At 30.7% G+C, this 23,833-nt stretch carries 17 protein-coding genes; 3 read left to right on the forward strand and 14 right to left on the reverse strand.

Going from position 1 to position 23,833, the window contains the following annotated elements:
• Window positions 1–94 precede the first annotated feature (94 nt).
• On the forward strand, window positions 95–1,147 hold the full coding sequence (locus tag Q0945_RS10245) for an endonuclease/exonuclease/phosphatase family protein (RefSeq protein ID WP_299434204.1): 1,053 nt from the start codon (window positions 95–97) through the stop codon (window positions 1,145–1,147).
• A 7-nt stretch (window positions 1,148–1,154) separates the two neighbouring features.
• Here the strand turns inward: Q0945_RS10245 and Q0945_RS10250 are convergent, their stop codons facing one another.
• From Q0945_RS10250 to uvrC, 8 genes are all read right to left on the reverse strand, one after another.
• Window positions 1,155–1,592 (reverse strand): hypothetical protein, encoded by a 438-nt coding sequence (locus tag Q0945_RS10250; protein WP_298487963.1) that lies wholly within the window; start codon window positions 1,590–1,592, stop codon window positions 1,155–1,157.
• Window positions 1,593–1,684: 92 nt separating this feature from the next.
• Window positions 1,685–4,462 (reverse strand): TonB-dependent receptor, encoded by a 2,778-nt coding sequence (locus tag Q0945_RS10255; protein WP_299434206.1) that lies wholly within the window; start codon window positions 4,460–4,462, stop codon window positions 1,685–1,687.
• A gap of 171 nt (window positions 4,463–4,633) precedes the next feature.
• The gene (gene pgi / locus Q0945_RS10260) at window positions 4,634–6,271 is read right to left on the reverse strand and encodes a glucose-6-phosphate isomerase (protein ID WP_299434208.1); all 1,638 of its coding nucleotides are present in this window, start codon (window positions 6,269–6,271) and stop codon (window positions 4,634–4,636) included.
• Window positions 6,272–6,275: 4 nt separating this feature from the next.
• Window positions 6,276–7,544: a peptidoglycan DD-metalloendopeptidase family protein gene (locus Q0945_RS10265; protein ID WP_299434210.1), complete on the reverse strand. Its 1,269-nt coding sequence runs from the start codon at window positions 7,542–7,544 to the stop codon at window positions 6,276–6,278.
• Between the two features lie 2 nt (window positions 7,545–7,546).
• The gene (locus Q0945_RS10270) at window positions 7,547–8,515 is read right to left on the reverse strand and encodes a tryptophan 2,3-dioxygenase family protein (RefSeq protein ID WP_299434212.1); all 969 of its coding nucleotides are present in this window, start codon (window positions 8,513–8,515) and stop codon (window positions 7,547–7,549) included.
• A 7-nt stretch (window positions 8,516–8,522) separates the two neighbouring features.
• The gene (locus Q0945_RS10275) at window positions 8,523–9,302 is read right to left on the reverse strand and encodes a DUF3108 domain-containing protein (RefSeq protein ID WP_299434214.1); all 780 of its coding nucleotides are present in this window, start codon (window positions 9,300–9,302) and stop codon (window positions 8,523–8,525) included.
• A 322-nt stretch (window positions 9,303–9,624) separates the two neighbouring features.
• Window positions 9,625–11,874, reverse strand: a complete 2,250-nt coding sequence (locus Q0945_RS10280; RefSeq protein WP_299434216.1) for a patatin-like phospholipase family protein — start codon at window positions 11,872–11,874, stop codon at window positions 9,625–9,627.
• Between the two features lie 11 nt (window positions 11,875–11,885).
• Window positions 11,886–13,682, reverse strand: coding sequence for an excinuclease ABC subunit UvrC (gene uvrC / locus Q0945_RS10285; protein ID WP_299434218.1), 1,797 nt, complete (start codon window positions 13,680–13,682; stop codon window positions 11,886–11,888).
• A gap of 565 nt (window positions 13,683–14,247) precedes the next feature.
• Between uvrC and Q0945_RS10290 the strand changes: the two genes are divergently transcribed.
• Window positions 14,248–14,811, forward strand: coding sequence for a 5-formyltetrahydrofolate cyclo-ligase (locus Q0945_RS10290; RefSeq protein ID WP_299434220.1), 564 nt, complete (start codon window positions 14,248–14,250; stop codon window positions 14,809–14,811).
• 34 nt (window positions 14,812–14,845) lie between these two features.
• Here the strand turns inward: Q0945_RS10290 and Q0945_RS10295 are convergent, their stop codons facing one another.
• From Q0945_RS10295 to ileS, 4 genes are read right to left on the reverse strand one after another with little or no spacing between them, the layout of a single operon-like run.
• Window positions 14,846–15,487 (reverse strand): lipoprotein signal peptidase, encoded by a 642-nt coding sequence (locus Q0945_RS10295; protein ID WP_299434222.1) that lies wholly within the window; start codon window positions 15,485–15,487, stop codon window positions 14,846–14,848.
• Window positions 15,488–15,519: 32 nt separating this feature from the next.
• Window positions 15,520–16,140: a hypothetical protein gene (locus Q0945_RS10300; protein WP_299434224.1), complete on the reverse strand. Its 621-nt coding sequence runs from the start codon at window positions 16,138–16,140 to the stop codon at window positions 15,520–15,522.
• Window positions 16,141–16,178: 38 nt separating this feature from the next.
• Window positions 16,179–16,562: a TraR/DksA C4-type zinc finger protein gene (locus tag Q0945_RS10305; RefSeq protein WP_298487973.1), complete on the reverse strand. Its 384-nt coding sequence runs from the start codon at window positions 16,560–16,562 to the stop codon at window positions 16,179–16,181.
• A 4-nt stretch (window positions 16,563–16,566) separates the two neighbouring features.
• Complete coding sequence (ileS, locus tag Q0945_RS10310; protein ID WP_299434226.1) at window positions 16,567–19,965, reverse strand: isoleucine--tRNA ligase; 3,399 nt, start codon at window positions 19,963–19,965, stop codon at window positions 16,567–16,569.
• 182 nt (window positions 19,966–20,147) lie between these two features.
• On the opposite strand from ileS, the gene Q0945_RS10315 reads away from it, so the two are divergent.
• Window positions 20,148–20,558, forward strand: a complete 411-nt coding sequence (locus Q0945_RS10315) for a hypothetical protein (RefSeq protein ID WP_299434228.1) — start codon at window positions 20,148–20,150, stop codon at window positions 20,556–20,558.
• Between the two features lie 55 nt (window positions 20,559–20,613).
• Here the strand turns inward: Q0945_RS10315 and Q0945_RS10320 are convergent, their stop codons facing one another.
• Together Q0945_RS10320 and recO are read right to left on the reverse strand one after the other, a co-directional pair.
• A complete protein-coding gene (locus tag Q0945_RS10320; RefSeq protein ID WP_299434230.1) occupies window positions 20,614–23,025 on the reverse strand; it encodes a TonB-dependent receptor in 2,412 nt (803 codons plus the stop codon).
• 1 nt (window position 23,026) lies between these two features.
• The gene (recO, locus tag Q0945_RS10325) at window positions 23,027–23,746 is read right to left on the reverse strand and encodes a DNA repair protein RecO (RefSeq protein WP_299434232.1); all 720 of its coding nucleotides are present in this window, start codon (window positions 23,744–23,746) and stop codon (window positions 23,027–23,029) included.
• Window positions 23,747–23,833 lie beyond the last annotated feature (87 nt).

A 23,833-nucleotide genomic window follows, 5' to 3' on the forward strand; every position in this document is an offset into this window, starting at 1 on the left:
TGGTTATGATTAATGGTTGCTTATAACATATAGCTAAAAAGGCAATATTATTGTATGAAAAAACCTTATTATTTTGTTATATATTAAAATTTTTATGAAATATAACTTTACATTTTTAAAGAATATTCTTGTATTTCTATTCGCTATTTCTACTGGATATGGGCAGGAAAAAAACAAATATACAGTCCGAACTATTGCATTTTATAATGTTGAAAACTTGTTTGATATTAAAAATGATTCCCTTACTAGAGATGATGACAGAACTCCTTCTGGTAAAGATAATTGGACATTAGATAGATATACTACCAAAATTGAAAATACCACGAAAGTATTAAGCCAAATTGGTTCTAAAGTGACCAATACATCTCCAGATATTATTGGGTTATGCGAAATAGAGAATATAGAAGTTTTGCAAGATTTAGTAAATCATCCTAATATAAAAAACAAAAATTATGGTATTATACATTTTGATTCTCCTGATGAAAGGGGCATAGATGTAGCTTTACTTTATAAGAAAGATGTTTTTATTCCTGATAGCTTTAACAGTCATAGACTTTTGCTTTTTAATGAAGAAGGGTATAGAGATTTTACTAGAGACCAACTTGTAGTTAGTGGCTTATTAGATTCTGATAAAATACATTTTATTGTAAATCATTGGCCATCAAGAAGTGGTGGTGCAGCAAGGAGTAAACCTAATAGACTACAAGCTGCCAAACTTAATAAACGTATTATAGACTCTATTTCTAAGACTGAAGTAAACCCAAAAATTATAAGTATGGGAGATTTAAATGACGACCCAACTGATGATAGCCTTAAAAAAATTTTACAAACCAATGGGAAAAAGAAAAAATTAGAAGATGGTTCTTTATATAACCCTATGGAAAAACTATATAAAAAAGGAGTTGGTACACTTGCCTATAGAGATAAATGGAATTTATTTGATCAATTTTATATGACAAAAAGTGTAACTAATTCTGTTTCTTCTAGTGGCTATAGTTTTTGGAAAACTGGGGTTTACAATCCACCCTATTTATTAAACCAAACAGGTAAGTACAAAGGGTATCCCTACAGAACATATGCTGGCGGAAGTTACGCCGGTGGTTATAGTGACCACTTTCCTATATATCTTTATTTAATAAAAAAGTAATGCTTATTTATGCAAACCATTGCCCCCATGGAATTCTACTTAAAATAAGTATTAAGCCAATACCATAAAACATTGCAATACTTTTAAATTTTTTGTTACCCTCAACAAATTTCTTGTGACGAGACCAACCAATTGTTATTAAAACCAAAGCAATTATATTAATAAAAGGGTGTTCTACAGCTAAAAGTCTTGCTGCAGAGTTTAAACCTCCCATACCAAGCTCTTTAATTGCATTTAAACCATTTGCAGACACAAAATAAAGAATAAGTCCTACTAGTAATTGAATATGACATAAAATCATAGCAAATAGGCTAATACGTAAATCTTTAGTCATAGTAAATACCTTATTTCCAACTAAACCAATAATAGCATTTGCTACTGCTAAGAATAATACCGCCAACGCAACATAGGCCAAAGAAGAATGAAGGGTTTTTATAATTTCCATAGTCATCAATTATTTTGATAAAAATAGTGAATTTTAAGCATAAAAAAACCCTGCATAGAGCAGGGTTTTAAAAAATTATTCTTCTTTTCTTTTTAGAATTTGTAACGCAAACTTACATTCCATGTTCTTCCAAAACCAAACCAAACTTGGTTTCTTGTATCTATACCTTTATAAGTTGACACTGTCGTAGCTGGGTTTACTTCTGGCGCTATATCATCTGTATAAATACTAGAGCTACCTTCTGCAATATATTCAGTATCTAAAACATTATTTACATTAGCACTTAATCTAAGTGTTTGGTTTTCATGCAAATCAAACGTATATCCAGCACCTAAATCAAATAAATTATAACTAGGTAATTCTAAAGCCCCTCTGTTATCTTCTGATAAGAATTGAGCATCATTTGCCCACTCTCTTGTATCTAGTTGAAAAGAGAAATCAGCATATAAATCTGATGCATATCTCCAATCTAAATTAAGATAAAATCTATCAGTTACATTATAATTTGCTCCTAATGTAGCTGTAGTTTGCGCAGCATCACCAACCTTAGCACCATCTACAAATAATGTTGCAGAATCTACTAAATTTTGATTACTATCAAATACGCTTGCAGTAACATTATCTTTATACTCCCAGTTACCAACACTTAACATACCTTCTATCCTTAAGCCGTTAAGAGGGCGAGCAGTAAATTCTAATTCAACACCAGAATGCACTTGCTTAATCCCTGCAAATGTACCTGTACCATCATCTACCTGATCTGCTCCTCTAATAGTTTGTGAAAGAAAACGATTATCCCAAGTAGTGTTATATAAGTTTAAAGACACATCTAAAAATGATGATTTAAAACCATATCCTAATTCAAAAGAAGTAATTTGTTCGTTCTCTGCATCTTCATTAATATCATTAGCAAAATTAGGAAAAATAGCATCAAAGAAAGGCTGTCTTTCTATTCTCCCGGCATTAAAAAATACATTATGTTTTTCATCTATATTATAGTTTATACCACCTTTTAAATATCCTCCAACTTTATTTTCTTTATCACTTGTTACATTATTAACACTTGCGAAATAATCAATTCTCTTATACGATTGATTTGAAATACCTGCTTGTAAAACTGCTGACAAATGCTCGTCATCACTATACTCTACAATCCCATTAAAACCTGCCCATTTAACTTCACCTACATTATAATAGTTAATTTTACTATTTCCATTTAAACCTGTATCATTAAATGGTGACGCTTTTATAGTTTCTGTAATAATTTTACCATCTACTAAATTTCTATCACCAGTACTCCAATAACCATCTAGGCCTAACAAATCATTTAATACTCTATAATGAAATCCTGTATATGTTCTTAAATCAATACCAGCTCCAAAAGTCCATTTATTAGATTCATACTTAAGATTAGATATTGCTCCATACCAGTTATGAGAATTTACAGAAGCTCTTCTTACAGCTGTATTTTCATTGATTGTATTGTTTGGAGAAATACTAGTATTAGTACCAATAATAGCTCCTGCATAATTAGAATTCCCTTCTGCATAAGGTAGCCCTGCTCTATTATTAGCAACAACAGCATCAAAATCTATAGTACCATTATCATTTCTAAAAGGTAAATTACCATCCGCAATAGCTTCCGTTAAATCTTTTCTAAATGGATTAATACCAAAGTTTCTTCCTCTAGCACCAGTTCCTCCTCCACGTCCCCAAGAACCATATACAGATGTTGATAATGATAATTTTTCATTAATATTCCAATCCCAGTTTAAAGTCCCTATTGGTTTGTTATAAAAATTTCTTCTGAAATTATATTCTTTACCATCCTTAAGACCCCAATCAGCATTAAATTTTCTAAAATCATCACCTCCAAAATTTTGATAATCTCTTATAGATAACCTAGTTGTTCTTTGATTATGCCATTGTGCAGAACCTGTAAAAGTAAAATTAAAGGCATGTTGTTCTGATGGTTTATAACCTAATGAAAATAAATACGTGTATCCTTCTCCTTCTGTACCATCTACGTAACCATCTCCTTGCCACCTTCCCAATAAGATACTAGATGCCCATCCTTTGTCATTAACACCTGTATCATAACCCGCAACTGTTTTTATATAACCGTCATTAGCAACTGAAGTTAATAACATACCTCCTTCATTTTTATCTGTAGATTTAGTAACTACAGTAATTGTACCTCCAACAGAGGGTACAGCCAATTTAGAAGCTCCTAAACCTCTTTGAATTTGAAGACCCGAAGAAATATCTGAAAGACCCTGCCAATTAGACCAAAAAACTCTACCATTCTCCATATCATTAACTGGCTGACCATTTATGATAACTGATGTGTTGACTTGTCCAAAACCTCTAACTCTTAAAGTTCCATCACCGTAACCACCACCTGTTTTAGTTGCATAAACTGAAGGTGTAGAATTTAAAATTTCAGGAAATTCTAAGTTTCCTAATTTTAATTGAATTTCTGAGCCTTTTATAGTAGACGCAGCTACTGGAGTTTTTCTTTCTTTTACTAAATCAATTACTCCTGTACCAACTACCACAACACCTTCTAACTCTTCTGCATTTGGTTGTAATGTAATTGAACCTAAGCTTCCTTCTGATGTATAGGCTACTGTTTTGCTTATAAATCCTATATATGAAATTACTAAGCTTCCTGAACCTTCTGAAACATTTATTGAAAAGTTACCATCAAAATCAGTTACTGTTCCATTAGTTGTTCCTTTTACCATAACATTTGCGCCTGGTAATGGACTATTTGTTTCCCCGTCAATTACAGAACCCGTTATAGTTCCTTGTGAAAATGCAATAGCAGTAATTAAAAAAGCTGCTAGTGCGAAGTACATTTTTTTCATTTTTCTAATGTTTGTTATTTTCATTATTGTGCAAAAGTGTCGCATTTTTTTTAACAACACATTAAGACAATGTTAAATTAGTCAACCCAAATTTAACATACAATTAGCAATAAAAAAGGCTTATAACCTTATAAGTTACAAGCCTTTATAGAATTTTACTAATAAAGAAAATTATCTCTTAAATTTTTGAAGTAATTGTAATGTTGATGCATCATGATTAGCAATTTCTGAACCATTAATATCTTTTAGAATGGTACCAGCTAATTGTTTTCCAAGTTCTACTCCCCATTGATCATAGCTGAAAATATTCCAGATTACGCCTTGTACAAATATTTTATGCTCATACATTGCTATAAGTGCTCCTAGAGACTTAGGAGTTAACTTATCTATTAATAGTGTGTTTGTTGGTTTATTACCTTCAAACACTTTAAATGGAGATAATTTCTCAATCTCTTCTTCTGATAGGTTTTTAGCTTTTAATTCTGAATCTACTTGTTCTTTCTTCTTTCCGTTCATTAAAGCCTCTGTCTGTGCAAAGAAATTAGCCATTAATTTATTATGGTGATCTGTTTCTCCATACAAAGACTCTTTAAACCCTATAAAATCTGCTGGAATTAGCTTAGTACCTTGGTGTATTAATTGAAAAAAGGCATGTTGCGAATTTGTTCCAGGCTCTCCCCAAATTATTGTTCCTGTTTGGTATTTAGTTGTTACTCCATTACGGTCTACACTTTTACCATTACTTTCCATTATACCTTGTTGTAAATAGGCAGAGAATCTACTTAAATACTGTGTATAAGGTATTATTGTTTCGGTTTCTGCACCATAAAAGTTATTATACCAAACACTAAGAAGTGCTAAAACTACCGGAATATTAGTGTTAAAGTCTTCTTCTTTAAAATGTTTATCCATAGAGTTTGCCCCTTGTAATAAAGCATCAAAATTATCATAGCCTACAGCTAATGCTATTGACAAACCTACAGCACTCCAAAGAGAAAAACGGCCACCAACCCAATCCCACATAGGAAAAACATTAGCACTAGATATTCCAAATTCAGCAATTTTTTCTGCATTTGTAGAAACGGCTGCAAAATGTTTTGCTATATCTTCTTGAGTAGCATGTTCTAAAAACCATTTTTTTATGGTTGTTGCATTACTCAATGTTTCTTGCGTTGTAAATGTTTTAGATACTATTACAAAAAGTGTTGTTTCTGGGTTTAAATCTCTTAACACTTCACGAACATGATCCCCATCTACATTACTAACAAAGTGTAATTTTAAATGGTTTTTGTAAAACTTTAGAGCTTCAGTTACCATTGCCGGTCCAAGATCCGAACCTCCAATACCAATATTTACAACATCTGTAAAAGATTTTCCTGTATACCCTTTTGCTTCCCCAGATATTATAGTCTTAGTAAATTCTTTAATATGCTCATTTACTTCATATACTTCTGGTATAATATTTTTTCCGTTTACTAAAACAGTATCTTCTTTTTTAGCTCTTAGCGCTGTATGTAACACTGCTCTACCTTCGGTTTCATTAATTACATCTCCCGTAAAGTATTTATTTATTGCATCTTTTAACTCTAATTCATTAGCCAATTCTACTAATAAATCTATAGTTTCTTTAGAAATTCTATTCTTAGAAAAATCTACTAAAAAATCTTCCCAATTTAGAGTGAATTTTTCTGCTCTTTTAGGGTCTCTACTAAATAACTCTTTTAAAGTAGTTTCTTTTGTAGTACTAAAGTGCTCCTCTAATTTAGTCCAAGCTTTTGTTGTTGTTGGATTAGTGTTTTGTAGTGGCATTGTTTTAATTAAGTGTTACTAGTTCTTCTTCTATTTTCTCTGGAAAATTAATACTATCTAATTGTTGTCTTTTAGGGTTTATGAAATTATAATAATCTTCCCTTAAAGATTCTGCTAAAGGTTCTGCTTGTGGTAATTTTTCTTTAAGTGGATCTACTTGTCTTCCATTTTTCCAAAAACGATAACATACATGAGGCCCTCCCGTATTTCCCGTCATACCAATCCATCCAATAACATCTCCTTGCCTTACAAACTCTCCCTTTTTAACATTTTGGTTTTTCATGTGTAAATATTGTGTAGAATAAGTACCATTATGTCTTATTTTAACATATTTCCCATTACCCCCTCTTCTGGTAGATTCTGTAACAGTACCGTCTGCTGTAGCAATAATTGGTGTTCCAATGGCTGCAGCATAATCTGTTCCTTTATGCGGTCTTAGTTTGTAACCGTAATATTTTATTCTTCTTTTTAAATTATACCTTGAAGATATACGACTAAATTTTACTGGAGCTCTTAAAAAGGTTCTTCTTAAGTTATTTGCATTTTCATCAAAATAATCTACAATGTTTTTTAAAGAGTCATTTTCATAAGCAAAAGCATAAATTGGTTTGCCATTATGTTCAAAAAAAGCGGATTCAATTGGCCCGGCTCCTGCATAAATAGAATCATTAATATACTTTTCTTTATATATTACTTTGAATTTATCTCCTTTTTGAAGTCTAAAAAAGTCTATTGTCCACGCATAAACTTCTGATAAATTGTTTGTTACATTATAATCTATCCCTTGATCTAAAATGGCTTCAGACAAGGATGTTTCTATTACCCCAGAAGCTTCTCTTTCTATGTATTTTACTTCTTTTTTATCTTTATAAGCTATTATACTGTCTCTTAAATCTACTACTGTATAATTTATAGCATCATTTTCGTAAATAAAAACTTGTGCTGTTTCCGTTGTATCTTTTGCTTTTAATATTACGTAAGGTTTTCCTACTCGTATTTTACGAACATCAAAAGTGTCTTTATAATCTTCTGAAATTTTTGCGATTTTAGGATACTCTACATGGTTTTTAAGCATTAATTCTCCAAAGCTATCGCCATTTTTAACTGTGTCTTTATGTACTTTAAAATTATCTAAATTAAAGCCGTACTGTTTCGTAATTACCTTTTCTTCTTGCTTAGGTTTTTGTACCGCAACAGTAGTTTTTTTTATTTCATTGTTTTTACAAGCAGACAGTAAAACCAATGCTATTATTGTGCCCCAATATTTACGCATTATTACTCTTTATTATTATCTGGATTAAAAATATGGTTTACCCATTCTCTTCCCCAATCTATTATTTCTTGTTCTGTATATATTTCTGGAAAAAATATTACTTTTTGAAAACTTGGTGGTAAATATTTTTTCCAATTTGTTCCTCCAGTTGCATCTATGGCTTCTTTCTCCTTATGTAAATACCTATGTGCAGATCCCATATGCATTAATGGCCAATTTACATTTGCATTTAAATCTAACGTTTTTAACGCTTTAACCAGCTCGTTATTGTTTTGGTCTTCTTTAGAAAGCTGCAAGTATTTATCATATATAGTACTGTTATGAACTTGTTTTGCTATTCTTATTAAGCGTGGAGTATACCTGTACTCAAACTGTTTTAAGGTTAATGTCTTTTCTCCGGTTTCTTTGTCTATTGCTCCTTTTTTCCAATATATAGATTCATACAATTCTTCTATAGTATTTTCTGAAGAAAAAAGCTCTCTTTGTGTATGATGTACTAAATTATGCATTGGAGTTGCATAAAGCTCTATCATCCTATATTGTGCAGATTGAAAACCACTCGCTGGCAATAATGCCATTCTGTATTTTAAAAATTGCTCTCTTTCCATTCCTTTAATCATGATACTAAAGGATGATATTAAGGCTTTATAATAATTATTTATTCTATTAGCCTTATCAATAAAAAAAGAAACGCTTAGAGACTTATCGTCCACCAATTGTTTTTGTTCGTGTAGTATTAATTTAAAATATAATTCTGTAATCTGATGATACATTATAAAAATCTCTTCATCAGGGAAATATGTTTTGGGAACCTGTAAACTTAAAAGTGTATCTAAATGTATATAATCCCAATAAGTTAAATAACGTTGGTAAAGCAAACCATCTAAATAAGCGCTAAGATCTTGGCCAGAATCTTTATATTTTTCTTGTAATTTTTTTATTTGAGACTCTATCTGCTCGTTATTCTCCATTATTAAGTTAGTCCATTATTATTTTAAACTGATGTTTAAGACCATTATACCCATCTAAATCTGCCTTTATAGAACCAACTGCTATGTCTGCTTTTATTCTTATTGGTATTCTATTATCATCATTGGACACCCAAAGAGATAAACTTTCTTGCTCTTTAAATATTCTTCCTGACTGTACTAAAGGTCTAAATTTTAGGCACTCTACCTTTCCGTATTTTGTCTTAACCACTTCTTTTCCAAGATACTTTAATTTAAAATTAAAAACACCATCATCATCAAACAACATTTTTAATGTAATTGCTTCTCCTTTTACTAAATCTTGAACATTGTAATTGTTTCTAAGGTAATAAAAAGCAGATATTAAATCTTGTATACTATCTTGAAGGTCAAAATTAAGCTTTTTCTTGTTCTTTTTATCGTTTAATAAAGCCTTATCTTTCTTATAATCAAAATTTATCTCAACATCTTTCTTATAACCTCCTTCATTAATTTTGCGAACAAAACGGTATGGCTTTCCATCTTTTTTATCAAAATAGCTTTCATAGGTATCATCCACTTTAAAAAATACACTTGCAAAACCTGTAGTTTTTCCATGAGCTACAACATGGTATACTGGTTTATTATTTATAGTACTATTTTTAACTTGTAAGGTTGCGTAACTAGCATTTAAAAAACCATAGTGCATTCGAAATTTAAGCCACTCTCCTGATTTAAATGAAGATTTTTGATTTTGCGCGCTACTAAATAAACTTATGAATAAGAAAAATAAGAATATAATTTTTTTCATAACCTAATAGTTTTTTAAAACATTAAAATTACTAATTAGTAGTAATAAATGTGTGTTAGTAACAATTACTTAAACAAAATTTGTTCCAAAGTATTGTATAAAAAAAGCCCAGTTTTAAAACTGGGCTTTTCCTAAATAACCAACCAAACTTTAAATTATGAAAAACCAATACTTAAAGTTATAAGGGAACCACCCCTTATGTTATACAAATGTAGTATATACTACTTCTATAACAGCAAGCTTTAACTTACTTTAACTATTACATTAACACTTATTGGTATTTAGCCTATTATTTTATATTTTTTTTAAGAAAAAAGGGTTGTTAAAACCAGTATCCTACACTTATAAATAGATTACTCTTTTTTACTTCTGGAGACCAAGAATACATTAATTGAATAGGACCTATAAAAGAATCTAAACCATACCCTATACCATAGCCAGAAAAATTTGGTGCTGTAAACCATTCTCCTGTTCTAAAAATATCATCCTCGACATTAGAATAATTACATGCAAACATAAAATGATTTTTAGCCGCAAATTCATAGTCTAATTTTGCATAAGCTTTTACAAAACTATTTCCTGGCAAGCTTAAAAAATCGTACCCAATAAAAGGAATAAAATTATTAATAGTACTAGCTCCAAAACCTCCTAAAACAAAATCGAAAGTTGATACTTTAGATGTACCCAGTTTAAAGCCTCCTTCTGTTTCTATATTTAGGGCTACGTTTTTAATTATAGGAATAGCTACTCCTATTTTTGCTTTAGATATTGAAAATTCTTTAAAATTGTTGTTATAATCTGATGACCAAGGGTAAAAATGAAAATCGCCATTAAAATACACTCCTTTTTTAGGAAAATATTTATTGTCATAAGTATCATACGTTAATTGGCTATAGGCGCTTAAAAAAGTGCTTTTTTCAAAAAAGGTTCTTCTATCTTTAGAATTTGCGGTACTATCTATACTTGCGAGAGTTCTAGAGCTATATTTTATAAATTTATGTTCCACACCTAATGTAAACGCTAATTCGTCTTTTAAGACTGTTTGTACATATATTTGGTTTGTTAAATCTGTTACATCTAAATTAATCCTATTAACATTAGTTATACCAGGAATATCGTAATTTTCATTTACTAGACTAAAATCTATTTCTTCTTCAAAAGCATTGAACCTAGAGTTAACCCCAAAACTCCAATAACTACCTTTATCTATATAATACTGCATATTATAACGCACATTATCTCCCAAAATAAAGTCAAAAGAAGCTACATCATCTCTTGTTAAAAAATTCTTTCTTGTAAGGTTAATTATTGCTGCACTTTTATACAGATCGTCATAATGAGCTCCTAAACGAATAAAGGTTTTTGTCTTCTTTTCTTCTAAATTTAAAATGAGGTCTTCTCCAATGCCATTTTCTAAAAGTTTATATCTATTTGTTTGAAAGTTTCCTGTTGCCGATAAATTTAAAATTCCTTTTTGTAAGTCTGCAAAGGTAATTTCCTTACCTAAAGAGAACCTTAACTTCCCTTTTACATATCCTCTAGAATAATTATTATTACCATCAATAATTAATCTACTAATTATTAATGTATCCTTTATAGTTGTTTTAGAAATACCTTTTTTTCTAATTTTTTGATTAAATGCAATTGTTTTTAATTCCGAATATTTTTGAATTGCAGCGGTTTCTCCGGTTTTTATAATTGCATCTCCTTCATTAAAATCTAACACAGAATACTCTTCTATTTTTGGCTTTATATAAATAGTGGTCTCTTCAGATTTTTTTTTCATGTCTGTAGCTACTCTAAAATTATTTATCTGTGACAAAATCTCTGTAGCAGAAATAAGTTTTTCTTTGCTAGATAAACCGTGTTGTACATCTACACCAATTACAACATTTGCCCCTAATTTTTTTACTTGATCTATTGGGTAGTTATTTACAATACCACCATCTATTAAAGTTTTATCTCCTATTCTTGTTGGTTCAAAAAGGGAAGGGAGTGTACCACTAGCCATTATTGCTTCAGGCAAATATCCTTTATCTAAAATTACTTCTTCTCCCGTTTCTACATTTGTTGCAATACATACAAATGGTTTTGGTAATTTTTTAAAATCATTAATATCTTTTACATGGTACAATAGGCGTACCAACTCATTATAAATATTTTGTCCTCCAGAATATGCAGCAGGAATTGTTATCTTAAATTTATTAAATGGTAATGTTAAAATATAACGCTCAGAATCTTCTTTTTCGTAAAATGTTTTTGCACTTCTTGGTAAATTATCTTGAATAAAGCTCCCAAAATCTATATTTCTAAAAATAGAGTCTAACTCAGTAGCAGAATAACCAGAGGCATATAATGCACCAACAATTGCTCCCATACTTGTACCGCTTACATAATCTACATGCACTCCTGCTTCTTCAATAATTTTTAACGCACCAATATGGGCCATCCCTTTTGCTCCACCACCACTTAAAACCAGACCTACTTTTACATCTTTTTGTACTGCTAAGTTCTGCGCATTTACAAAAAAAGTAAATAATATTGCTGCTATTGTTATTAGTAATTTGGGCATACTATATTAGATTATTGTTTTGTATTAAAAGCTTCAAATATTTTTTTTGCTTTAGAAAAACCAACGTTTTCTGTTAACTTTTCTAATGATGCTTCTTTTACTCTTTTTACCGATTTAAATTGTTTTAATAATTCTTCTATTGTTTTTTTGCCTATACCTTCTATACTTTCTAACTCAGAGTTTATTGCGGCCTTACTTCTTTTATTTCTATGAAACGTAATTCCAAACCTATGGGCTTCATTTCTTAGTTGTTGAATAATTTTTAAACTTTCAGATTTCTTATCTAAATATAAAGGTATTGGATCTTCTGGAAAATAAATCTCCTCTAATCTTTTTGCTATTCCTATAATTGCAATTTTTCCTCTTAAGCCTAACAAGTCTAAACTTTTTAATGCAGAAGATAGTTGTCCTTTACCACCATCTATAACTATTAATTGCGGCAGAGATTCTCCTTCTGAAACTAATCTTTTATATCGCCTATAAACAACCTCTTCCATAGAACCAAAATCATCTGGCCCATCTACTGTTTTAATATTATAATGTCTGTAGTCTTTTTTAGACGGTTTACCATTTTTAAAAACTACACATGCAGCAACTGGGTGCGTTCCCTGAATATTACTATTGTCAAAACATTCTATATGTCTGGGCTCTTCAGAAAGGCGAATGTCTTTTTTCATTTGGCCCATTAATCTATTTGTGTGCCTATCTGGGTCAATTATTTTTATTTGATTAAAACGTTCTTTTCTATAATATTTAGCATTGCGCTCTGATAGCTCTAGTATCCTTTTTTTGTCTCCTAATTTTGGCACTGTAATCTTTAATTCTGGCGCAACTTCTATTTTAAAAGGCAAATAAAGTTCTCTTGTAACTAAATTAAAACGTTGTCTTATTTCTATGATAGCTAAAAGCAAAAGCTCGGCATCAGTCTCATTTAGTTTTTTCTTAAGCTCCATAGTGTGCGATCTAATAATTGCTCCATGAGAAAGTTGTAAGAAGTTTACATAAGCAAAAGCTTCATCAGAAATTATAGAAAATACATCTACATTATTAATCTTAGGATTTACCACCGTAGACTTAGATTGGTAGTTTTCTAAAACTTCAATCTTTTCTTTTATTGCTTGCGCCTCTTCATATCGCATTTCCTTAGCCATTTCTGCCATTTGACTTTTAAAATAATGCAATGATGTTTTAAAATTACCTTTAAGAATTTCTTTAATATCTGTTATTTGCTGGTTATAATCCTCTAAAGATTGATGTCCTTCACATGGTCCCTTGCAATTTCCTAAATGGTATTCTAAACACACTTTATATTTTCCTGCCTCAATTTTTTCTTTAGAAAGGTTATAGTTACAAGTACGAAGCGGATATACACTTTTAATTAGATCTAATAGGGTCTTTACTGTGAAAGTACTTGTATAAGGTCCAAAGTAAGCAGACCCATCTTTTATTAATCTCCTTGTACTAAATATCCTGGGAAATCGTTCATTTTTAATACAAATCCACGGGTAGGTTTTGTCATCTTTCAACAAAACATTATACCTAGGTCTATATTTTTTAATTAAATTATTTTCTAACAAAAGAGCATCCGATTCTGTAGATACAACTATATGCTTTATACTCCTTATTTTTTTTACTAATACTTTAGTCTTACCATTATCATGTTTCTTATTAAAATACGAAGACACTCTCTTTTTTAAATTTTTTGCCTTACCTATATATAATATTTTGTCTTCCTCATCATAAAATTGATACACCCCAGGACTTTTAGGAATTGTACTTAATTGTATTTTTATGGGAATATGAGACATGAAATAACAAGATTATTGGCCTTTTATAAAGTATGGTTAAATTACTATGTTTTTTAAATAATAACTATCTATTTCAACTTTTTTTAACTCTGTCCTATTTAGTAAAACCAAGTTATTAATATTATCAAATTCTTGATTTACGAAGGTCAATATTTTTATATTGTTATTTTTTAAGTGTAAAATCGTATAAAATGTTAAAAACAGTTTTTGCAAGAAAAAGTTTTTTCTTATGCCTTTTTAAGATAATTTCTTTGTAATGAATTGATTATCAATTTTTTAAATGTAAAAATTACATTTTAATTTTAAATAAATCTTTCTTTTATGTAAATTATTTTTGTTAAAATGTGCATTTCATCGATATAAAAGTGCATTTCATGGGTTTTATATCATTTTTTTTACATATATTTAAAACATCATATAAACCCGAAACACATGGACAGCTACATAATTACTTTAGGAACGTACTTAATATTAATGTTATTTTTTAAGGTGTTTTACGCATCTTCTATAAAAGAATAATATTACTCATAAGTACTCTACGTAAACTTAAAATCAGCCTTAATACATGTTGAAAAAAGATTTACGAGCCTTGTATTTAGGTAAAAGACTTCAATATTCTACACAGTCTTTACAAAGTGAAAGCTTAACTATTTCTAATAACTTATTAGCCTTACCTATATGGAGTTATACTAACTACCATATTTTTTTATCTATTGATAGAAAAAGTGAAATAGACACTAATTTTATTTTATCTATTTTACAAGGAAAAGACAAGAATGTTATAATCCCTAAAATGATAAAAGGTTACGCGTTAGAAAACTATTTACTCACAGACAATACTACATTAAAGAAAAATAAATGGGGAGTTCCTGAGCCTATAGACGGTATTAAAGTAGAACCTTCTTTTATTGATGCTGTATTTGTTCCTCTCTTAGCTTTTGATAAAAAAGGGAATAGAGTAGGCTATGGAAAAGGGTATTATGATAATTTTTTAAATAACTGCAAACCTGAAGTTCTAAAAATAGGTCTTTCTCTTTTTGAAGCTGAAGAACAAATTACGGATGTATATGAAAATGACATTCCACTAGACTATTGCGTTACACCAAAAAAAACATATATTTTTAAGTAAATAAATCTCTACTATCGAGTAATTTCAAGAAAAACTACTCTTCTTCTTTTTTATTTTCTTCTGCGTTTTCTCCAAAAGCTTTTTTGTTAAAAACTAATAAAATGCCTACCCCTGTACTAATTGCAGTATCTGCAATATTAAAAACAGGCTCAAAAAATCGAAAATTATCCCCTCCAAAATAAGGAATCCATTCTGGTAAAGTAGTATTTACCATTGGAAAATAAAGCATATCTACCACTTTTCCGTAAAAAAAGCCTCCATAAGGTTCATTAGAGAATAAAGTTGCTACTTGATTGTAACTATCATTAAAAATTACTCCGTAAAACAAGGAATCTAAAATATTTCCTAAAGCGCCAGAAAAAATACAAGAAACGGCAATTATTAGTGTATTAGAAGCTCCTTTTCTTATTACATCATATAACCAATAACCAATACCCGTAATTGCAAAAAGCCTAAAGACAGTTAAAATAAGTTTCCCAGTAGCATCTGAAACTGGTAGAATATCACTTAGTTTAGCTCCCCACGCTGCACCTTCATTTTCTATAAAAAGTACTTTAAACCAACTAAAAACCTCAACAGACTCTCCTAAAACAAAATTTGTTTTTATATAAATTTTACTAATCTGATCTATTAAAAGTAAAGTGAAAATTAGTAGTAATGACTTTTTTAAATTCATAATCTTATTTATAGACGGCAAAAATAGACATATTATTTTACTTTATTTAACAAGATATTTCCTGTAATAGTTGTCAAATTAAAAAGGGTTTCTCCCTCTGGAAAATCATCTTTTTTAATTTTTCCGTATTTACTATAGGCAATAAATTTACCTTGTTCATTTTTAACTATTATATCTCCACTTTTAGTTGTAACAAAAACATCTCCTGTTATAGTAGATAGGTTACATATACCTTCTTCTAAGGACACTCTTAAGCTTTTATAAGTGCCAGATGCTACTATATTGGTGTTTGTCCCTAACAATAAAACGTCTTTATCTTTAGGAAGTATAATTTTTAAAGCTATGGAGACTACTTTATGAGCGCTTAATTTATCGTTTGGACTAACAAAAACAGGTTGAAATTCTGTTTTTATACCAATAGAAGAGTCTCTTTCGCTAACATTTAAAAGTAAATTTTTTTGATACTCTCCATCAATCAAAGCCTCTAAAATTACTTCGTTATCATTTGTTGTTACAACCTCTATTTCATAACAATTGGTAGCATCTATTTCTATAGTAGAAATAGCACTATTTAATATGGATTTCTTTACTACTTTCTGACTTATACCAATAAAGGAACAAAAAAGCAAAAGGGGGAAAATAAACTTTTTCATGCTTAGTTATAAAGAACGCCCTAAAAGGGCGTTTACTATTATTTTTGCATATTCTTAGCTTCAATACTAAGTGTTGCGTGTGGTACTAATTTAAGACGCTCTTTGTTTATAAGCTTACCAGTAACTCTACAAATACCATATGTCTTATTTTCTATACGAAGAACAGCATTTTTTAAATCACGAATAAATTTTTCTTGTCGAATAGCTAATTGCGTATTAGCTTCTTTACTCATAGTTTGCGAACCTTCTTCGAAAGCTTTAAAGGTTGGCGAAGTGTCATCTGTACCATTATTACCATCATTCATATAAGAACTCTTAAGTAATTCTAAATGGCTTTTTGCTTTCTCTATTTTTTCTTCTATAAGAGTTTTAAACTCTGCTAGGTCTTTATCTGAATACCTTACTTTTAATTCTTCTGCCATAATATTAATGTTTTGCAATAAACAATTTTGTGTTCACTTGGTCAAAAGTTACTTCCGTGCCACTTTCTAATTTTTCTTCAAAATGCAAATCTGCAGTTAATGTTTCCGTCTTAATATAATCTATATTTCCAGCAACTGCTTCTTCTACAATACCGTCTTTTAATATTTTAATATCAATTTTGTCTGTAACTTCAAAACCAGATTCTTTTCTAATATTTTGAATACGGTTTACTAATTCTCTAGCAATTCCTTCTTTTTTTAACTCCTCATTAATAGTAACATCTAAAGCAACGGTAAGTTTACCTGATGTTGCCACTAACCAACCTTCAATATCTTGAGAAGAAATCTCTACATCCTGTAACTGTAAAATAATACTTTTATTTTCTATGTTTATAGATAATTCGCCATCCTGCTCAATTTTCTGGATATCTTCTTGATTAAGACCTGCTACAGCTTGCGCAATTTGCTTCATCTCTTTACCATATTTAGGCCCTAAAACCTTAAAATTAGGCTTAATCTGTTTTACCAAAATGCCAGAGGCATCATCTAATAATTCTATTTCCTTTACATTAACCTCAGACTTTATTAAGTCTGCAACAGCTTCTATCTCCTGCTTCTGTTTTTTATCTAAAACTGGAACTATTATCTTTTGCAATGGCTGCCTTACTTTTATTTTCTCTTTTTGTCTTATAGATAAAACTAAAGAAGAAATAGTTTGCGCTTTTTCCATTTTACTTTCCAAATCAGCATCAATAATAGCTCTATCATATTTTGGAAAATCTGCTAAATGTACACTTTCAGCAGCATCTTTTTGCGTAGTATTTGTTAAATCTTTATAAAGCCTATCCATAAAAAATGGGGCTACAGGCGCCGATAATTTTGCAATAGTTACTAAGCATGTATAAAGAGTTTGATATGCAGATATTTTATCTTGCTCATATTCCCCTTTCCAAAAACGTCTTCTACATAATCTTACATACCAGTTACTTAAATATTCTTGTACATAATCTGAAATAGCTCTTGTTGCTTTTGTTGGCTCATATTCTGCATACGCTTCATCTACCTTTTTTATTAAGGAGTGTAATTCTGATAAAATCCAACGATCTATTTCTGGTCTTTCTTTTAGTGGAATTTCATCCTCTGCAAATTTAAAATCGTCTAGATTAGCATATAATGCAAAGAAAGAATAGGTGTTATATAAGGTTCCAAAAAATTTTCTTTTTACTTCTGCAATACCCTCAATATCAAACTTTAAGTTATCCCAAGGGTTTGCATTAGATATCATATACCAACGCGTTGCATCTGGTCCATGCGCATCCATAGTTGTAAATGGATCTACTGCGTTACCTAAACGCTTAGACATTTTTTTACCGTCTTTATCTAGTACTAAACCATTAGATACTACATTTTTGTAGGCTACGGAATCAAAAACCATAGATGCAATTGCATGTAGTGTATAAAACCAACCTCTGGTTTGGTCTACTCCTTCGGCTATAAAATCTGCCGGGAATGTCTCTCCTTTATCAATTAAATCCTTATTTTCAAAAGGATAATGCCATTGTGCATAAGGCATAGAACCACTATCAAACCAAACATCAATAAGATCGCTTTCTCTTTTCATTGGTTTTCCTGATACTGAAACTAAAGTAATTTGATCTACAATATTTTTATGTAAATCTATTTTCTCATAGTTTTCTTCGCTCATGTCTCCCACAACAAAATCTTCAAAAATATCTTTCTCTAAAACACCCGCTTGTAATGCTTTAGCCATTTCTTCTTTTAATTCTGCTACAGAACCAATAATAATTTCTTCTTTACCATCCTCTGTTCTCCAAATAGGAAGTGGTATTCCCCAATATCTAGACCTAGAAAGATTCCAATCATTGGCGTTTGCTAACCAGTTACCAAACCTACCTTCTCCTGTAGATTTAGGTTTCCAATTAATGGTCTGATTTAATTGAAACATTTTATCCTTTACATCTGTCACTTTAATAAACCAAGAATCTAACGGATAATACAATATAGGTTTATCTGTACGCCAGCAATTTGGGTAACTATGCACATACTTTTCTACCTTAAAGGCTTTATTTTCTTCTTTTAAACGAATTGCTATTTCTACATCTATAGAGCGTTCTGGAGCTTCCCCATCATTATAATACTCATTCTTAACATACTTACCACCCCATTCTTTTAATTCTGGTCTAAACTTACCTTGTAAATCTACTAAAGGAACTGGATTTCCGTTCTCATCTAAAACCAGCATTGGAGGTATTTCTGGTTCAGCTTGTTTTGCAACCAAAGCATCATCTGCTCCAAAAGTAGGTGCTGTATGTACTATACCTGTACCATCTTCTGTGGTAACAAAATCTCCAGAAATTACTCTAAAGGCATTTTCTGGATTTTGGTAAGGTTGTACAAAATCTATAAGTTGTTCATACTTTATACCTATAAGGTCTTTCCCTTTAAACTCTTTTACAATGTAATATGGTATTTTTTTATCCCCAGATGTATATTCTAATAGTTCTGGTTTTGTTTCTACTGCATTATATTTTCCTGCAAATTGTTTACTAACCAAGTTCTTGGCTAAAATTACATTCATAGGTTTAAACGTATATTGGTTATACGTTTCTACTAATACATAGTCTATTTTAGAACCTACTGTTAAAGCTGTATTACTTGGTAAAGTCCAAGGCGTTGTTGTCCAAGCTAAAAAGTATATATCCCCTTCGTTTTGTAAAAACTCTGGCAAAGTATCTTCTATTGCTTTAAATTGTGCTGTTACTGTAGTATCTGTTACATCTTGATAGGTTCCAGGCTGATTTAACTCATGTGAACTAAGACCAGTACCAGCTTTTGGAGAGTATGGTTGTATAGTATACCCTTTATAGATAAGGTCTTTATTATAAATTTGCTTTAATAACCACCAAACCGACTCCATGTATTTGGATTTGTACGTAATATATGGGTCTTCCATATCTACCCAGTACCCAACTTTTTCGGTCATTTCATTCCAAACATCTGTATAACGCATTACTGCCTTTTTACAAGCAGCATTATACTCTTCTACAGATATTTTTTTACCAATATCTTCTTTGGTAATCCCTAATTCTTTCTCTACACCTAACTCAATAGGTAAACCATGCGTATCCCAACCAGCTTTTCTTTTTACTTGAAAACCTTTCATGGTTTTATACCTTGGAAAAATATCCTTAATAGTACGAGCCATTACATGGTGTATGCCAGGCATACCGTTTGCAGAAGGAGGTCCTTCATAAAAAACATAGCTTGGTTTTCCTTCTCTAGAAGAAACACTTTTATCAAAAATATCTTGTTCCTTCCAGTATTTAAGAATTTCTTCTGCCACTTTTGGCAAGTCTAAATTGTTGTATCCCGCAAACTTCATAATCTCAGTGCTCTACCTTTAAATTAAGGCTGCAAAATTATAAATTTAGATTGAATAATAGGCCTTTATACACAACCAATATACTTGTTAAAGCCCTATTTCTTACATTAAGACATCCAAAAATCGATTTATTACGTATATCTTTGCGTTGAAAACATATTTAAACACTAAAAACATTCACAATGAAAAAAGTAATTTTAGGATCAATTTTAATGGTTGCATTAAGTGTATCATTTGTATCATGTAGAGAAGCTGCTGATAAAGCTAAAGACGCTACAGAAGCTGCTGCTGACGCTGCTGGAGATGCTGCTGATGCTGCTGGAGAAGCTGCAGGTAACGCTGTTGATGCAACTAAAGATGCTGCTGATAGCGCTGTTGATGCTGCTGGAAATGCGGTTGACTCTGCAAAAGATGCTGCAGGTAACGCTGTAGATTCTGCTAAAGATGCTGCTGGAAATGCAGTTGATGCTGCTAAAGACGCTGCAGGTAACGCTGTTGACGCAACTAAAGATGCTGCAAACGATGCTGCTGACAAAGCTAAGGATGCTGCAGGAGCTGCTGCTGATAAAGTTAAAGATGCTGTAAAGCACTAAGAACTTATTCTTTTAAAAAAAGGGCGAAACTTAATTGTTTTGCCCTTTTTTATGCCTAAAATTTATATCCTATTCCAAGAATAAGATTTATTCCCGGAGCAACTATACCAGATGAATACGTTCTATACCTCTGGTTTGTAATATTCTCTACACTTAAAGTTGTTTTTAATGCGGATGATATTGCATATTGAGAACTAAAATTAAGAGTGTGCCAAGATGGTGCGTATGGATTACCATCTAGGTCTGTAGCATATATATAATCTTTACTTTTTTCTGAAGCTGCTAAATCATTATACGCTATTTCTCCATTGTAATTTAAATATAGATCTGTCTTAATTTTTTGGTTTTTCCATATAACATGAAAATCTCCAAAAGTTGGAGCAACATGCCTTGCAGGTGTATCTGTACCATCTTCCTCTTCTTCTATACCTTCTGTAAATGTTATATTACTATTTATTGAAAAATTTTCACTTATATAAGCATCTAGCCCAAACTCAAATCCATAAACATAAGCTTTAGCTGCATTTTGAACTGCCTGAACATTACTTAATTCTCCATTATAATTTATCTCTGATGCGTCATTAAATTCAAAGTCTCTACGTACCAGAGCATCTACTAAATAAGTATAAAATGCTGCTCCCTTTAACACTAAAACATCTTTAATATTTTTATGGACACCCAGCTCTATATTATAAGCATATTCTGGCTCTAAATCTGGATTAGGTACTACTACAGAACCTGGTTCCGAATCAAAAACCTTACCAACATCATCTATATTAGGGGATCTAAAACCTGTAGAACCATTAAAAGTTACTTGCAAGTTTTTCTTTGGAAACCAGCTTAACCCCAAACTACCTGTTAAAGCCCCCGTACTAAGTCTTTCATTATCAAAAGGAAAAGGGTAAAAAGTAGTTTCAAAATCTGCATCTATCCAAACATGACTATATCGTAACCCAGATAACACTGTAAAATTAGGCTTAGCCTTGTATTCTCCATTAACATATGCAGCAACGGTTTTCCAACTTGCACCATGAGGGTACCTAGATGCAGCTCTGTTAGTTTCTTTGGTTTCAATATTTGTTTCTGTACCATTGGAATATATTTTGTTAAAAATAAATTCTCCTCCATAATACAAACGCAAGTCTCCAATTTTTTTATTTTCAAAATCTATATTTGCAGATAAAGCATCTACATTTTCTTTAGTACTAACCAAATCTAATACGCCAAAGTTTCTACTATTTCTACTTTCTTCAAAATGCTGATATGCTGTAGTTATTTTTAAGCCATCATAAAATTTCCCATTTCCTTTTTTTTGTATTTGAAAATTAGCCATAAACCACTTTTGAGGCCCATAATACCAATCGCCATAACGAAGCCCCTCTCCATTAGTTGTTGGTCTTATTAAACGATCATACCTAGAATAATCTGATGTTTCTGAATAATAGGTTCCCAAAAGGAATTTTAAATTATTATTAGGTTTAAATGCTAATTTTTGCATTACATTAATTTGACTATAACCGCTTGTAACCTGTTTTTTAGGGTTATTGTTGCGTACCAACACATCCGCATCATTAATTCTTTTTACATAATTATTTCTTAGATAGGAATCTGGTCCCGAAGTACCCATATACAAATCATCAAAATTGCTATACGTTACACTAGTTAAAAGTGCCCATTTCTTTTTTCCTAAATTAATATCTGCATGTAGTGTGCTCTCCATGTTTACAGAAGAAAACCTATAATTACCGTTTCCAGAAACAGCTAAGCTATCTGTGCTAGAATACTGTGCTTTCTTTGTGTAAAAATTCATAACACCACCAATAGCATCACTGCCATAAATTACAGAACCTGGACCAAAAATTATTTCTGTATTTTTTATTGTATATGGGTCTATAGAAATAACATTCTGAACGTTACCTCCTCTAAAAATGGCATTATTCATACGAACACCATCTACAGAGAGTAATAGCCTATTTGTTGCAAAACCCCTTATCATTGGGCTGCCCCCTCCTAACTGACTTTTTTGAACAAATACTTTACCACTTTTTTGCAGTACATCTGCCGAAGTTTGTGGTGCAGTAAAAGAAATACTTTTAGCATCTATAGATGCAATTTTATTAGGAATATCTTTTTTTTGTTGTTCCCATTTAGAAATAGACATAACAACCTCATCTAACTCATTTGGTTTCATAACCATAACAACCTCATGGCTATGTTTTAATAGTTGCCTTTTTGTTTTCTTAAAAACATCATAACTAACGTGTTTAAAAAATATTTTTTCTTTTAAGTCAAAATTATCTAACCGGCAAGTACCATTTAAATTAGTAATAGTTGCTTTAGATTTATCGTTATTGTATACTGCAACATTAACTATAGGAGAATTAGTCTCTGCATCTAAAACTGTTATTTGTTGCGCAGAAACTATTTGTAAAAATAGAAATACTATAAAAAATACTATTTTTTGCATCCTAATTAAACACTTCATTTAATATGGCTAGAGACTTGGGTTTTCTAAATCCTTGTAAATGTAATTCATAATAAAGTACTAAAGATTTTAACAAATTTTGCCTACTTTCTTTATGCAGCTTAATGGTGTGTATTACATCAAATTTTATGCCTAATAGAGTTTTAAAATTATCTAAATTTTTATTTTCTATCATTGGGTTTAATGAAGGGCTATTTATAAACTCTCCTTCTAACAAATCAAAATACAGAGCTTGGTTATTAGATGTATCTGGATATATCCCTAAATATCTGGTTAATTGTATTAAAAAGTATAAATGAAAATTTGCAATTTCATCATTGGTATCTAACCACTGTAACATTACTTCTATATAGGAGAAAAGGTCTTCATTACACTCTTCTTCATGTATACTATGACTAAGCATTTCTGCTAAAAAAAGAGTCATTGCATTTTTTGCAATTTGGGAGTGTAGTGTTTGGTAGTGGTAATTTACTTTTGCCTCTCTTATACTTTCTAAAGTTCCTTTGTTTCTATGATTAGCAACTATTTCTAATTGCATTAAAGGCTGAAAATATGCGGTCTTTAATTTTCCTTTTTTACTTGCCAACACTCCTTTTAACAAATACGATTTAAGCCCGTCTGAAGCTGTAAAAGCTTTGACAATTAAACTTGTATCTCCATATTTTAAGGAAGATAAAATTATGGCTTTGGTAGTAACCTGCATTTTTGTTTTTAAATCTTGTCAAAGATAATTGTAATAAAGTAAAAAGGCTTCCCAGAAACTGGAAAGCCTTATTTTTATATTTAAAAG

This window comes from uncultured Maribacter sp. (genome assembly GCF_947500405.1).
Lineage (GTDB): Bacteria > Bacteroidota > Bacteroidia > Flavobacteriales > Flavobacteriaceae > Maribacter_B.